This window comes from Massilia sp. UYP34 (assembly GCF_056279385.1).
This window is the reverse complement of sequence record NZ_JBWBRF010000014.1, coordinates 19,146-31,926: the sequence shown is the minus strand read 5'-3', so window position 1 is coordinate 31,926 and position 12,781 is coordinate 19,146. Positions and strand designations below refer to the sequence as shown.

Annotated in this window: 11 protein-coding genes; all 11 read right to left on the bottom strand. The window is 67.2% G+C overall.

What is annotated here, in order from left to right; genetic code table 11:
* Nucleotides 1-44 precede the first annotated feature (44 nt).
* A complete protein-coding gene (locus tag ACZ9AQ_RS18365; protein ID WP_429206053.1) occupies nt 45-1,574 on the bottom strand; it encodes an HD domain-containing phosphohydrolase in 1,530 nt (509 codons plus the stop codon).
* A gap of 37 nt (nt 1,575-1,611) precedes the next feature.
* Complete coding sequence (locus ACZ9AQ_RS18360; protein WP_429206051.1) at nt 1,612-2,361, bottom strand: flagellar brake protein; 750 nt, start codon at nt 2,359-2,361, stop codon at nt 1,612-1,614.
* Nucleotides 2,354-2,713 (bottom strand): EscU/YscU/HrcU family type III secretion system export apparatus switch protein, encoded by a 360-nt coding sequence (locus ACZ9AQ_RS18355; RefSeq protein WP_429206049.1) that lies wholly within the window; start codon nt 2,711-2,713, stop codon nt 2,354-2,356. The genes ACZ9AQ_RS18360 and ACZ9AQ_RS18355 overlap by 8 nt, the downstream gene beginning before the upstream one ends.
* Nucleotides 2,706-3,848: a flagellar hook-length control protein FliK gene (fliK, locus tag ACZ9AQ_RS18350; protein ID WP_429206048.1), complete on the bottom strand. Its 1,143-nt coding sequence runs from the start codon at nt 3,846-3,848 to the stop codon at nt 2,706-2,708. Before fliK ends, ACZ9AQ_RS18355 begins: the two co-directional genes overlap by 8 nt.
* Before the next feature lie 15 nt (nt 3,849-3,863).
* Nucleotides 3,864-4,202, bottom strand: coding sequence for a flagellar protein FliT (locus ACZ9AQ_RS18345; RefSeq protein WP_429206046.1), 339 nt, complete (start codon nt 4,200-4,202; stop codon nt 3,864-3,866).
* Nucleotides 4,203-4,207: 5 nt separating this feature from the next.
* Nucleotides 4,208-4,660, bottom strand: coding sequence for a flagellar export chaperone FliS (fliS, locus tag ACZ9AQ_RS18340; RefSeq protein ID WP_429206045.1), 453 nt, complete (start codon nt 4,658-4,660; stop codon nt 4,208-4,210).
* Between the two features lie 22 nt (nt 4,661-4,682).
* Nucleotides 4,683-7,322: a flagellar filament capping protein FliD gene (gene fliD, locus ACZ9AQ_RS18335; RefSeq protein WP_429206043.1), complete on the bottom strand. Its 2,640-nt coding sequence runs from the start codon at nt 7,320-7,322 to the stop codon at nt 4,683-4,685.
* Nucleotides 7,323-7,497: 175 nt separating this feature from the next.
* Nucleotides 7,498-7,869 (bottom strand): flagellar protein FlaG, encoded by a 372-nt coding sequence (locus ACZ9AQ_RS18330; protein ID WP_429206041.1) that lies wholly within the window; start codon nt 7,867-7,869, stop codon nt 7,498-7,500.
* An 87-nt stretch (nt 7,870-7,956) separates the two neighbouring features.
* On the bottom strand, nt 7,957-9,408 hold the full coding sequence (locus ACZ9AQ_RS18325; RefSeq protein ID WP_429206039.1) for a flagellin N-terminal helical domain-containing protein: 1,452 nt from the start codon (nt 9,406-9,408) through the stop codon (nt 7,957-7,959).
* Between the two features lie 315 nt (nt 9,409-9,723).
* Nucleotides 9,724-10,953, bottom strand: a complete 1,230-nt coding sequence (fliB, locus tag ACZ9AQ_RS18320) for a flagellin lysine-N-methylase (protein WP_429206038.1) — start codon at nt 10,951-10,953, stop codon at nt 9,724-9,726.
* Between the two features lie 60 nt (nt 10,954-11,013).
* Nucleotides 11,014-12,630, bottom strand: a complete 1,617-nt coding sequence (locus tag ACZ9AQ_RS18315; RefSeq protein ID WP_429206036.1) for a sensor domain-containing diguanylate cyclase — start codon at nt 12,628-12,630, stop codon at nt 11,014-11,016.
* Nucleotides 12,631-12,781 lie beyond the last annotated feature (151 nt).

The following is a 12,781-nucleotide window of genomic DNA, read 5'->3' as shown; positions in this document are numbered from 1 at the left end:
TGCGCGGCGACCTGTCCCGCGCGCCGCTCGAGCCGATTGCGGCCTCAGATCAGGCCGAGGGTCAGGGCCTTGAGGGTGGCGGCGGCGCGGGTGGTGCAATCGAGCTTGCCGAAGATGCTCTCGACGTGGGTGCGCACGGCGCTGGGGCTGAGGCGCATGGCGCGCGCGGCCGCCTTGTTGCTCTCCCCGAGGCTGATGCGCCGCAATACCTCGGTCTCGCGCGCCGACAGCGTGGCGCGCACCGGCGCGCCGGCTGCGGCGTTCGCACCCGCATCTGCTATTCCATTTCCCGGCGCGGCGCGAACGCCTGCCGCCGCGGCCAGCACGGCGTCCACCGTGGCGCGGTCGAAGCGGCCGCCCGTCACCTGGGCCGCGAGCAGGGCGCCGGCCGCCGCCGGCGCATGGGCGGCGCGCCATGGCCGCGGCGAGCGCAGCGCCACCCAGGCGGCGGCCGCGCCCAGCAGGCGCTGCGGCGCGCCGAGGGCGCCCGCGTCCAGGCTGCGAAAGTATCCGCTGCCGTCGAGCCGCTCGTAGACGTGCGACGCCAGTTGCGCGTCCGGTCCCAGGCCGTCGATGCGGCTGCCGGCGCGCGCGGTCCAGTAGGGCACCAGGCGCACCGCTTCCCAGTCGGCGGCGCTCAGTTTGCCGCTGCGCTCCCACACCGTGTTGGTCACCGCCGCGCGCCCGATCCCGTGCAGCAGGGCGGCGCGCGCCAGGCCGCGCTGCTGCGTCTCGGGCAGGCCCGCCAGTTGCGCCGCTTCCTGCGCCAGCAACGCGACGCGGCGCGAATAGCCGGCCAGCCAGGGCAGCTTGAGTTCGATCATGTCGGCCACCAGGGTGAGCGACGCCGATACCGGAAGAAAATCCGGCTGCGACGATGGCGCTTCGGCGGCCTCCAGCGCGTCGAGCCAGGCGCGCGCGTGCGGCGCCACGAGCGCCACCAGGCGCGCCGGATACTTGACGCCGCCCAGCTGCGCGATCATGTCCAGCGCGCGGTCGACACCATGCACGCGCGCCAGGATGTCGAGGTCTCCGCCCAGCGTCGCGTGATGCACCACGTCCGGCACGTCGGCGCCGCGCAGGTGCGACGGCAGGCCGCTGCCGTCGTCATGCTCCCACACGTGGCGCAAGCCGCGTTCGACCGCGGCCGGCAAGCCCATCATGGCGGCGATGTCGCCCGCCACTTCGCAGTGGACCTCGGCCAGCCCGGTGGTGTCGGAGAGGCGAGCCGCCTGCCGGGCATGGAGGGTGCGGCTCACCAGCGCGTGGCGCGCGCCGACGTCGTCGCCCAGCATCGCGGCGAAGCCGGCCGCGGTGGCGGTGCAGCCCGACCAGCGCAGCAGCGCCACCATGCGCGCATGCTCGCACGCCGCGGCGCCGGCGCCGGCCGCCGCGGCCACGCGCGCGGCCAGGCGCGCGGCGCGCGCCGAACCATCGAGCGGCTGGCCCATGCCCAGGTCGCCGACGATGGCGAGCAGTCCCATTGCCTGGGACAGGGTCGCGGTGTCGTGGCCGTGGAGAAGCGCCGCGGGAAACGACAGGGAAAGAGAAGATGCGCGCGCGGCCGTGTCCATCGATCTTCGTCGCTGAAATGCCCGCGCAGGGCCGGCCTCAGGCCAGGCCGGCGAGCTTCGCGTTGCGCTCGCGTTCGAGCTTGGTGATGTAGCGCTGCACGGCGGCCAGAGCGCCGCGCGAGATGTCGACGAACTGGCAGCCCAGGCGGCGGCTGGTCTTCTGGTTCAGGAGGGTGAGGTCGAGCGAGTTGCGGATCTCGAGCGAGGTCGCGATCGGACCGATCTCGGGCAGCTCGATGCGGCAGCCTTCGATCACGCGGCCGATGCTGGCGCCCAGCTGAAGCTTGTTGTCGAGCAGGGCGATGCCGCCGACGCTGATGTCGTGCAGCGGGAACACGCCCATGCCGCCGCCGGCGTCGATCGGCACCGGCACCAGCGCGCGCACCGGATTGCTGACCGGGGTCGGCATGCGGTAGTACTCGCGCCGCTGCAGGCGGATCAGGGTGGGCGGGATGTCGGCGCGCAGCGCGGGCTCGCCGCGCCAGGTGGTGGCGGCCAGGCCGTCGGCGCCGAACAGGATGCGGATCTTGTCGAGCGACGTCTCGCATTTCACGCGGCCGGCGGCCACGATGCGCTCGTTCTGGGCGCGGTCCACCGAGCGGTCCAGCACCACGGTGCCGCTGTCCTCGTCGACCGCCAGGATCGAGGTGACGCAGACGTCGGCCTCGCCCTTGATCAGCATGCGAATCAGCTGGTTCTTTTCTCCGATCTGGCGCAGCAGCGCCACGATCTCGCGGCGCGATGCTACTTCAAAGTCGTGCCAGTCTTCCAGTTCTGTTTCAATCATCGCTTGCATCTATCCTTGCCGCTGGTGCCAATGGGAGGTGGGGCGTCGGATCGGGCGCGGGAGGCAACAGATCATCGTGTTGTCGAGCCGACTCTATATGATATAGCCATGCCAACAGTTCTGCAATTGCCCGGTACAGGGCGGGAGGAATCTCGCGGTCGAGATCCACCTGCATCAGCAGCGACACCAGCTCTTTCGATTCGTGCACGAACACCCCGGCGTCCTGGGCGCGCCGGATGATCTGCTCGGCGACCAGTCCGGAGCCCTTGGCCACCACGGTCGGCGCGCGTTCTCCGGCGCCGTAGGCCAGCGCCACGGCATTCTGGCGCCGCTTGTCGCCCTGCTCACGCATGATCGTGATCCGGGTCTTCGGCCGCTCCGGCGCGCGCACGGGCGTCGAAGCCGGCCAGCGGCGTGCCCACCGCGTCGAGGGCGCCGGCCAGTGCCGGCATGTGCTCGCGCAGCAGGCCGGCGGTGGCTTCGTCGGCCGCCGCGAACTGCACCTGCAGGGCGCCGTTCACCATGCGCAGCTGCGCCTCGAGCTCGCCCAGCTGCGGAAAACGCAGGCGCAGGCGCGAGTGCCAGATCGCCTGTTCGCCGTCGCCGCTGCCGTCACCATCCTGATGGGCCTCGCGCTGCACGTCCCACTCCATCGGCTGGCCCGGCCACAGCTGGCCTTTCCATGACAGGTGCGATTGTTCGTGGGCCGCCAGCTGCATGCTGATGAACTGCGCAGTCGCGGGATCCTGCGCATTGGGGCGTGCCCCGCCCTGCGCAGCCTGCTGCTGCGGCTCGCCCGCCAGCTCGGACAGGGGCAGGGCGCCGCGCGCCCATTCGGCCACGTGCGATTCGTAGAACAGGCCGCTCTTGCCGAAGGCCTGCTGCAGGCCGGCCGCCAACGCCGCTGGATCCGCCCCGGGGCCGGGCGCCAGCGGAGCGCGGCCGACGATGGCGGACAGCTGGCTGTCGGCCTTCTGGGCTGCGGCCAGCACGCCGGCCAGGGCCTGGGCGGTGGGACTCAAGGTGGTGTTCTTCGCTTCGGCGCCGCCGGCGAAGGCTTGCGCGCCGAGTGCCGCGCTTGATGCCAGCAGGCCGGCGGCGCGGCCGATGGCGGCGCCTTCGCGGTACGACAGCGGCGCATGCGCGCCGTCGGCGTCCTCCTGCGGCGCGGGGCCGGCTTCGGCGAAGGCGGTGGTGGTGTGTGAACCGACCTGGAAGGTGGGACGCGGATGCAGGCCGACCAGGGTCAGCGGCACGTCGGCGCCGACCTGGGCGCCGGGAGGCAGCTGCATGCGGGCCTGGGTGTCGGCGAACCGGACGACGAACGTCCCATCGAGCAGCCGCGCCTGGATCGCGCCGTGGATGGTCTTGCCCAGCAGCGGCGCGATCTCGCGCGCGAACGCCTGCTGGCGCGGATCGACGGCCTGCTCGGCCGGCCGCGCCGGGGTGACGGGCGTGACGCTGCCGACGAGTTCACGCGGCAGCATCCAGCCCTCCCATCATCAGACGCCGTAGGCGCGCGCGACGCGGCGTTCGGTCGAGGCGCTCTTCATCAGCGTCGACAAGTGCGCCATCCATGGCGTGGTGAGGTCGCGGATCTGGCGGTCGAAGTCGAGCATGCGGCGGATCGCGTCGACCTTGCGCAGGCGTTCCTGGCCGCCCAGCGGCGCGCCGCCTTCATTCGCCTTCAACCGGTTCGCGTGGCGTGCGCATTCCTGCTCCAGTTCGGCCAGGCGGTCCCACTCGCTGGCGCTGGCCGCATCGAGCATGCGCTCGGTGATGCCGACCATGGTTTCGTAAGTGGTCACGACTTCCTGTCCGCTCATCGTCATCGTCGTCATCTCTCTCAGGCGCTCATCAGGGTGGGGGCTTGCTGGATCGCGGGCGGCATCGGCTCGGCCACGGCCTGCTGCTCGCCGATCTGGACCCAGGCTTCGCGCAGGTCGGCCATCAGGCCGTGCACTTCCTCGACGATCGTCGCGTCGTTCTTGATGTTCGCTTCCAGCAGGCGGCGGCTCATGTAATCGTACAGCGCGTCGAGGTTGGCGGCGATGTCGCCGCCGGCCTTCTTGTCGAGCGAGGCGCGCAGGCCGTTGTCGATGATCGTGATGGCCTTCGAAATCGCGGCGCCCTTGATGCCGATGTTCGACGACTTGATGCCGTTGATCGCGCTGAGCAGGGCGACGATCACGCCGTCGTACAGCATGACCACCAGTTTGTGCGGCGAGGCCGAGGCGACGCCGGTTTCCAGGCCGACCGTCGCATAGGCGCCCACGCCGCGTTTCTGGGTTCCAAACATGTAATTCTCCAGTGATGCTGAATTAACCCCGGTTGGCGGACAGGCTCGCCAACTGCTGGGTGAGGTAGTTAGAAGTCGACTGCATCGAGGACAGCATGGCGTCGAGTGCGACGAATTGCGCGCGATAGCGTTTTTCCATGCTTTCCAGGCGCATCTCGAAGCGTGCACGCTGCGCGGCGACCGATTTGATCGAGGCATCCAGGCCGTCGGTCTTGCTCTTGAGCAGACTGTCCTTGCCGATGAAGCCGGCCGCCAGGTTGGTCAGCTGGTAAGCGAAGCCTTGCGAGAAGGTGATGCTGCCGCGATCCCCGACCAGGCCGCCGGTGATCGAGACCTGGATGCCTTCGGCCGCCGAGCCGGCTGCGGCGGTCAGCGATTGACCGTTGCCGGTGGCGGCCACGCCGCCGATGGTGCCTTCGACGTCCTTGCCCTTGGTCGGCGTGGCGGCCCCGAAGATGCTGTCGACCGTGCTGCCGCTGATGCCGGCGATCTCAATGTTCGAGATGTCGCCATATTTGCTCGACGACAGCGTCAGGCGGCCGTCGTCACCGACCGCGGCCTCGACCGTGTCGCCGGCGCCGGCGAAGGTGGAGTTGCCGTTGATCGCCGAGCGGATCAGGGCCGCCAGGTCGTCGTTGCTGTAGGTGCCTGCCTGGAGCTTGATCTCCTGGCTCTTGCTTTCGGTGACCGGATCGGTCTGGTTCAGCGTCACGCGCCAGACGGTATTCGGGGCGATCGTGGTCGAGCCGCTGAGAGCGGCGCTGCTGACCAGGTTGCCCTGGGTCGCCAGGCTGGTGATGTTGATCGCGTAGGTGCCCGCCTTGGTGGCGGCGCTCGACTTGTCGAACTTGATCATGCTGTCGGTGGTCGAGCCCATGGCGGCGAACAGGCCGCCGAAGTCCGCCGCGTTTTCGCTGATCGCCTTGTTGAGTTTGGTGGAGTCGACCTTCAGGCTGCCGTCCTGCTGGAAGCCGATGCCGATCTGGCTCAGCGAATTGAGCTTGCCGCCGGAGCCTTCCATCACGGCGCTGATCTGGCGGCGCAATTGGCTCTGGATGGTGCGCACGCTGGCGTCGCCCTGCAGGATGGCGCCCTTGCCGCTGGTGGAGTTGAACGAGGTCAGGCCGCCGATCGTCTTGTTCAGGTCGTTATAAGCCTTGACGAAGTCGTTGACCGCGGTGGTGATCGACGCCGTGTCCTTGGACACCGTCAGCGTCGAGCTGCCGGTCGAGGTGACGTCCAGCGTCACGCCCTGGATCGCATCGGTGACCGTGGTGCTGTCGCTCTTGATCTCGATGCCGTTCATGTTCAGCCTGGTGCTCTGGGCGCCGGCCGTCTGGGTCAAGTTCTGCACGCCGGCCGGATCGTAGCCGAGCATCGCGGCAATGGCCGGATCCGCCGGGTTGCCGTCTTCGCCGCCGACGCTGATCTTCATCGTCGTCGCTTCACCGGTCTTGTTCGAGGTGAGCACCAGGTGATACGGCTTGGCGCTGCCGTCGGACACGATGGTGGCGGTCACGCCCATGTCGGCCTTGTTGATCGCATCGCGAATGCCCTGCAGCGACTGGTCGCCGGCGCCAAGCGTGACCGTCTTGCTGTTGATGGCCCCGTTGAGCGAAAAGCCCGATCCCATATGGGCGCCGACGCTGCCTGCGGCAAAGCCGGCGGCGGCCGGGTTGGTGCCGCCGACCACGATCTGGTTGCCGTCGTTCGAACGCAGGGTGACGCCGGCGGTCGCGGTCACGGTTGCACCGGTATTCACGGCAGTGTCGGCGTGTCCAATGCCGCCGTGGACGGTGCCGGTGACGGCTTCGGTCACGTCGATGGTCGAACCGTCGGAAGCGCTAAACTGCAACGTGCCGTCGGCGGCGCTGCCGGTGAAGGTGATGTTGGCGGCGGCCAGCGCATTGCGGGTGTTGGCGCCGGCCAGTACGGTGTCGAGGGCGGCGCCCGTCAGCGGCGTACTGCCCGGGGTCAGGTTGGCCAGCTGTACGCCGCCCACCGACAGGGTGTAGCTGGAGCCCGCATCGACGCTGACCTCGCCAAAATTCTCGAACAGGCCGGCAGCGGTGCTGGTGACGCCGGCGGTGGCGACCACGCCGGTCTTGTCGGATTGCGCATTGATGGCTTCCGCCAGCGCGCGGGCGCTGCGCGTGGTTGGGCCGGTGCCGATGGAAACGCCGTTCAGGTTCAGCGAACCGTTGGCGATGCCGCTTGCCGCCGCCGCCAGCCCCAGCGCGTTACCGGCGGCGCCGAAGGTGCCGCCGGTAACGGTGCCAAACTGGAAGGTGAGGGTGGTCGGGGCGCCGGCGCCGATGGTCGACGTCGTGCTGGCGTAGCCGTTCGTCTTCAGGCTCTGGGCCTGCGCCAGCTGGGTCACGTTGATCTTGTACTTGCCCGGCACAGCGCCTGCGCCGGCGGTCCCGCTCAAGACGTCCTTGTTGCTGGTGGCGGCGCCGAGGCCCTGGAACGTGGCAGACGTGTTGAGCTTCGTCAGCGCACCCTGGAAGGTGCCGACCGCGGCGCTGACTTGGGCGAGGGCGGCCGCACGAGCCTGGAACGCCGCGGTCTTCTTGTCATAATTGGCAAGCGGCGCGGCCTCAGCCTGCATCAGTTGGCTGACGATGCTGTTGATGTCGAGTGAGGTTGAACTAACGGCCACTTGTTTCTCCCGTGAAAGCAATATCGTAAGTGATTATCGACAGAAACAAACCGGACTTAAGAGCGGTAAAGGTCGCTTTATTTTGATTTTGCGAAATAGCCATATGCCGGCGCCGTGCTTGCACATGAAAAAAGCGCCACATTCTCGCGAATGTGGCGCTTTCTGATACGGAAGTTCAGGCGGTTTGCCGGATCAGCAATCCCTGCATCTTGTCGATCGACCTGGCCATTTCCAGGGCTTCCTCGGTAGGGATCTGGCGAACCACCTCCTTGGTGCTCTGGTCGATGATCTTGACGACGACCTCCTTGCTGCCCTCGTCGATCTCGAATTCCAGGCTCTGGGCCGAAGGCGGCATGGCCTCGTTGAGTTTCTTCACGGCTGCCGACACCGCGTCCCTTCCCGATACGGTGCCCGATATGGTGACCGGTACGGAGGCTGGCGCATCCGTGGCCGGCTGGCGGTCCGCAGGCGCAGGCTGCCCGGCCACCGCAACCGGACGGTCGTCCAGTTTCGTTGCGGGCGACGAACCCAATGATTGGATGTGCATGTCGATTCCCCTAGTAAAAATTCCCCGGCTGAATTTCTCCAGCCGAGGAACCGCTTACTTCGCGTTGTCGTTACCGCTCGTTAGCGATTAGCCACGCAGCAGCGACAGGACGCCGTTCGGCAGCGAGTTGGCCTGGGCCAGCATCGAGGTGCCGGCCTGCTGCAGGATCTGGCCGCGGGTCATCTTCGCGGTTTCGGCTGCGAAGTCGGTATCGACGATGCGGCTGCGCGATGCCGACAGGTTCTCGGTCGACGACGACAGGTTCGAGATCGCCGATTCGAAGCGCGACTGCAGTGCGCCGTATTCTGCGCGCTGGCTGTTCACGGCGGACAGTGCGGCATCGGCGGTCTTGATGGCGGCCTGTGCGCCTTCGAAGGTGCTGATGTCGAGGTCGGCCACCGCCTTCAGCGCCGAATTGCCGCCCAGGCCCATGGTGGTGGTCGCGTCGACCACCGAGAAGCTCTTGTCCGAGTCCATGGTGATCTTGCCCATCGCGGTAGCGCCATTGGCGCCGTTCGTTTCAGCTTGAGCGCTCAGCGCGCCGGCGGTGGTGTAGGTCGCCAGCATGGCGTCGCCCGCAGCGGCGCCGGTCGAGGTGTTCTTCAGCTTGACGTCGTTGCCGTCGGCGTGGCTCAGCTTGATGCCGCCGTTGGTTGAGTCATACGATGCGGTGACGCCGGTCTTTGCCGACTGGGCATTGAAGGCGCTGATCGCACCGGCATGGCCGTTGGCGTCGTTGGTGCCCACCGAGAACGAGATCGTCACCGCAGTGGCGTTATCCGACTGCATCGTGAACGTGTACGACTCGTTCGCCAGCAGTTCCAGGTTGGCGTCGGTCTTGGCGGTGGCGGTCACGCCGGTATCGCCGCTGACGGTGTTGATCTTGTCAACGGTGGCCTTGGCGGTATCCCCGGCGCCGACGTTGATGGCCTTCGAACCTTGCGAGCCGTTGATGGTCACGGTGCCGGCCACCACGCCGTTGGCCGAGCTGGCGTTAGTGGCCTTGGCTGCGACGTCGGTGCTGTTGTTGCCGTAGGTCGAGGTGGTGAAGTTCGAGCCGGTCATCGAGATCAGCTGGCCTGCGTTGGCGCCGACCTGGAAGTTCGCGGTGCCCATCGAACCGTCCATCAGCTTCTGGCCGTTGAATTCGGTGGTGTTCGAGATGCGGTTCAGTTCCGAGGTCAGTTGGGTAACTTCGGTTTGCAGGGCCTTGCGGTCGCTGGACGAGTTCGACGAGTTCGACGACTGCACTGCCAGCTCACGGATACGCTGCAGGATGTCGCCCGAGCTCGACAGGGCGCCTTCGGCGGTTTGCGCCATCGATACGGCATCGTTGGCGTTGCGGGTGGCTTGCGTCATGCCCTTGATCTGCGACTGCATGCGGTCGGAGATCGCGAGACCGGCGGCGTCATCCTTGGCGCTGTTGATGCGCAGGCCCGACGACAGGCGCTGGATCGAGGTGTTCAGCTGCGACTGCGAGGTAGCCAGGTTGCGCTGCGAGTTGAGGGATGCGACGTTGGTGTTGATTACGGATGCCATGGTGTCTACTCCAGAGACGTGGTCTTTCAGGGTGCAGCGACCTTGCTGCTGTGTACTTTGGTCCGTCGCGCTGTTCCGTGACGTTCAAACCGCTGTTATTGCTGGTAACGGTGCCCTATGGAAAAAGTTTAGGGCCGCCTGTCGAAAAAGATGGCCTGTAGCAGGAGTGCGGCCAACGACCGCGCCCCTTAGCGGCAGGCAAAAAGAGAACTTGAGGGTAAAAATAAATTTATTTATAGGGTTCATCGCGCTCGCCGAACCGGCGGAATCGACACCGGAGCGGCCTTGCCGCCCGGGCAGCGCCATCGGTCCGGCTCAGGTCTTGAGCAATGTGTACAACTTGCCCAGCTCCGCCCAGCCGCTGTCGTGCAGTGAGTTGTTGACGCGCGTGGTGTACCCGGGCACATGCTGGAAGCGCCGGCAGTGCAGTTGTACGGTCGAGACCATGGTGGCGAGCGGCGGCACGTCGCCCTCGGTATTGCATTGCACCGCGAGGATCAGGCGCAACAGGCCGAAGCGCGCCATCAACTGCACATAGCTGTGATAGGGGGTAGCCCCATTGAACGGGAACAGCTCGGAGAACACCTCGTTTACCAGGTAATGCTCGAGCAGCCACGGGGCGGCCGCCAGGGCCGCGTCGAGGCGCCCCAGGCCGCGCCGGTAGGCGCCGACCAGCCGCTCGGCGCTGACCTGGCCCTGGGCGTCGGCGCCGAACCTGGCGGCGACCTGGCGCATCAGCGCCTGCTCGTGCGGTGACGTGGATTCGAAACCCTTGGTGGCCCACAAGGTGGCGAACACCATGGCCTGGGCATCATGGTCGGGCTGGATCAGGTCGAGCGTCGCGACCAGCCCGCCGTCCTCGACCAGGCGCACGAAGTCGCCGATCATGGCGGGAATGGTCTGTTGCTCGCCACGTTCGCACACCCCGCTCAGCATGTCGCAGAACGCCCCCAGCAGCGCCAGGCGCTGCCACAGGGTCAGCTCGCGGGTACGCAACAGGTTCAGGCAAAAGATGCGGATCTCGGCCATGAGCGCCGGGGGCACGCCGCAACGTGGCCCGACGCCGAGCACGGCCGACTGGCGGACATGGATCGGGGCCTCGACGAAATCGAAGGCGTCTTCGGCAAGCAGGGCCAGGCGCGCCGCTTCGGGGCAGGAAAGCGTGATCGCCTGCTCGACCTGGCCGTCCACGCTGCGGCTGGTGCGCGGGTATTCGTGGCAGACTTCGGGCAGGTAGGATGCGCCGAGGTGGGCCTGTACCGAGCAGATGCCGTCGTGGAGCGCTGGGCATTGCTCCTGCTCGCCGACCGTCCTGATCGCCCCATAGGCGCGATCGCCCATCCCTTCCAGGCGCGTCATATTGGCCATCATGCGATCGAGCGCCGGGACCGATTCCTTGCGGTAGGCCTTGTAGGTTTTCTTGTCGACATGCACCGTCCAGCCGGAACAGCAGGTGTCCTCGCAACTGGCGCCGATGCAGCGAAACCGCTCGACGAAGCGAGGCTTGAGCGCGGTCAGGGTCTGGGTGCGATGCAGGATGGGCATGGACTGGCTGCTCGAAAGATTGGAAAGTTGCAGCGCAGTATAAATTCGGCAGGGCCAGGTTCAATCCGCGATCACCACCCGATTCTTCCCGCTATTCTTGGCTTGGTACATCGCCTTGTCGGCGCGCGCCATCAGCGAAGCCTGGTCTTCGTTGGGCGCCCGGAGCGCCACCCCGCACGAGAAAGTGATGAGCATCTTCTCGTTATCGTGCAAGAAGAAATGCCGGGTCAGCTCGCGCTGCACCCGCACCATGGCCGCCGCCGCCGCGTCGACCGTGGTCTCCGGCAGCAGGATCAGGAATTCCTCGCCGCCGAAACGGGCGATCACGTCCATCGAGCGCAGGGTCTCGCGCACCACCTTCACCAGGTGCCTGAGCGCGCCGTCGCCCGCCACATGGCCATAGGTGTCATTGAGCCGCTTGAAGTTATCGAGGTCGAGCAGGGCCACGCACAGCGGCGTCTTTCGGCGGTCGGCGCGCGCGCTCTCGCGTTCGAACACGTCGTCCAGGCCGCGGCGGTTCAGGCTGCCGGTCAGCTGGTCTTCGCGCACCAGCTCGCTCATATGCTGCAGCTCGGCTTCCAGCTCGCGGATGCGCTGCTCGGCTTCCTGCACCTCTTGATGCGCGCCGACCATGCGGTCACGCGACGCCAGCGCCTCGTCCTGGGCGTTGCGCATCTCGCGCAGCACTTCGTCGAGCACGCCGTTGATCTGGTTCACGTCCGTGGCCTTGCCGATGCGTTCCGAGAAGCCGCCCAGCCTGGCATGGTAGTCGCTCGTGGACGCGGCGGCCGAGCCGAGGCGATCGATGAAGGTCATCATCATGTTCTTCATCGCGCCGCGCACACCGTCGATGCCATGCTTGAGATGGCCCTGCCTGATGATCACGTCCTTCAGGCCTCGGGTGGCGTCTTCGAGCGCGCGCGTGTCGAGCGGGCCCTTGATCAGTTCCTGCACCACCAGCACCTGGCCGTGCATGTAGTTGTCGTCGTCGAGCAGGCCTTCGATATTGTCGAGCAGCAGGCGGAACAGGCGCAACAGCAGTTCCTGCCGTTCGGCGCCGTCGTCCTTGCGTAGTTCGATCTGGAAGCACAATTGCTTCAGGCGCGCCGCGATGTGCTGCAGCTCGGATTCGCCGACGGCGGTCTTGACCGCCGCGCCGAGCGCTTCGGCCTCGGCCGACAGTTCGGCGTCGCCGCTGAGCAGCGAGGCGCAGGCGAAGGACAGGGTGCGCGCCAGCATCTCGCGCAGCAGGACCGTGTCCGGTTCCTCGTCGCCCAGGGCCATCACCGGCGTGTTGCGGCGCAGGTGGCGCTCGAGTATCTGCCCCAGCGCCTGGGTGTAGCCGCCCCAGTCTTCCAGCTTGACCGCGCGCGCCATGCGGCGGCCATGCTCGGAAAGCTCGCCCGGCGTCTCGGCCATGCGCCGTGCGAAGCCGGCCAGCACCTCGACCGCGCCCGCATCCGGCGCCGGTGCGGGCGGCGCCGGTGGAGTGCCGGCGATCTCGTCATAGATGGCGCGGTAGTTGTCCGGCGTCGGCGCGAGGCGGCGCGCGGCGAGGCGGCGGAAGGCCTCGCGTGCGGTTTCAGCAGGATTCACAGCAGAACCGGCAGCAGAACCCGCAGCAGGGGTGGCTGGCTGGTTGACGGCGGGCGCGGCAGGAGTAGGCGGGATGGACATGGATGGCTGCGCAGTGACGAATGTGCGGGATTGGCCACATGATAATCAGCTTCTTTGCCGAGCATCAATTAAAAAACGGTAACACAGCCCTTGCGCGTGCCGGTGGCCGCCGTGGCGCAACGGAATGTGAGATTTAGAACCTATCCCGGTA

What these genes read in the sequence shown, in the direction of transcription:
- ACZ9AQ_RS18325 (WP_429206039.1), bottom strand. Translation starts at nt 9,408, where the DNA reads ATGGCATCCGTAATCAACACCAACGTCGCATCCCTCAACTCGCAGCGC.
- ACZ9AQ_RS18345 (WP_429206046.1), bottom strand. Translation starts at nt 4,202, where the DNA reads ATGACGACGATGACGATGAGCGGACAGGAAGTCGTGACCACTTACGAA.
- fliK (WP_429206048.1), bottom strand. Translation starts at nt 3,848, where the DNA reads ATGCTGCCGCGTGAACTCGTCGGCAGCGTCACGCCCGTCACCCCGGCG.
- ACZ9AQ_RS18315 (WP_429206036.1), bottom strand. Translation starts at nt 12,630, where the DNA reads ATGTCCATCCCGCCTACTCCTGCCGCGCCCGCCGTCAACCAGCCAGCC.
- ACZ9AQ_RS18360 (WP_429206051.1), bottom strand. Translation starts at nt 2,361, where the DNA reads ATGATTGAAACAGAACTGGAAGACTGGCACGACTTTGAAGTAGCATCG.
- ACZ9AQ_RS18330 (WP_429206041.1), bottom strand. Translation starts at nt 7,869, where the DNA reads ATGCACATCCAATCATTGGGTTCGTCGCCCGCAACGAAACTGGACGAC.
- fliS (WP_429206045.1), bottom strand. Translation starts at nt 4,660, where the DNA reads ATGTTTGGAACCCAGAAACGCGGCGTGGGCGCCTATGCGACGGTCGGC.
- ACZ9AQ_RS18355 (WP_429206049.1), bottom strand. Translation starts at nt 2,713, where the DNA reads ATGCGTGAGCAGGGCGACAAGCGGCGCCAGAATGCCGTGGCGCTGGCC.
- fliB (WP_429206038.1), bottom strand. Translation starts at nt 10,953, where the DNA reads ATGCCCATCCTGCATCGCACCCAGACCCTGACCGCGCTCAAGCCTCGC.
- ACZ9AQ_RS18365 (WP_429206053.1), bottom strand. Translation starts at nt 1,574, where the DNA reads ATGGACACGGCCGCGCGCGCATCTTCTCTTTCCCTGTCGTTTCCCGCG.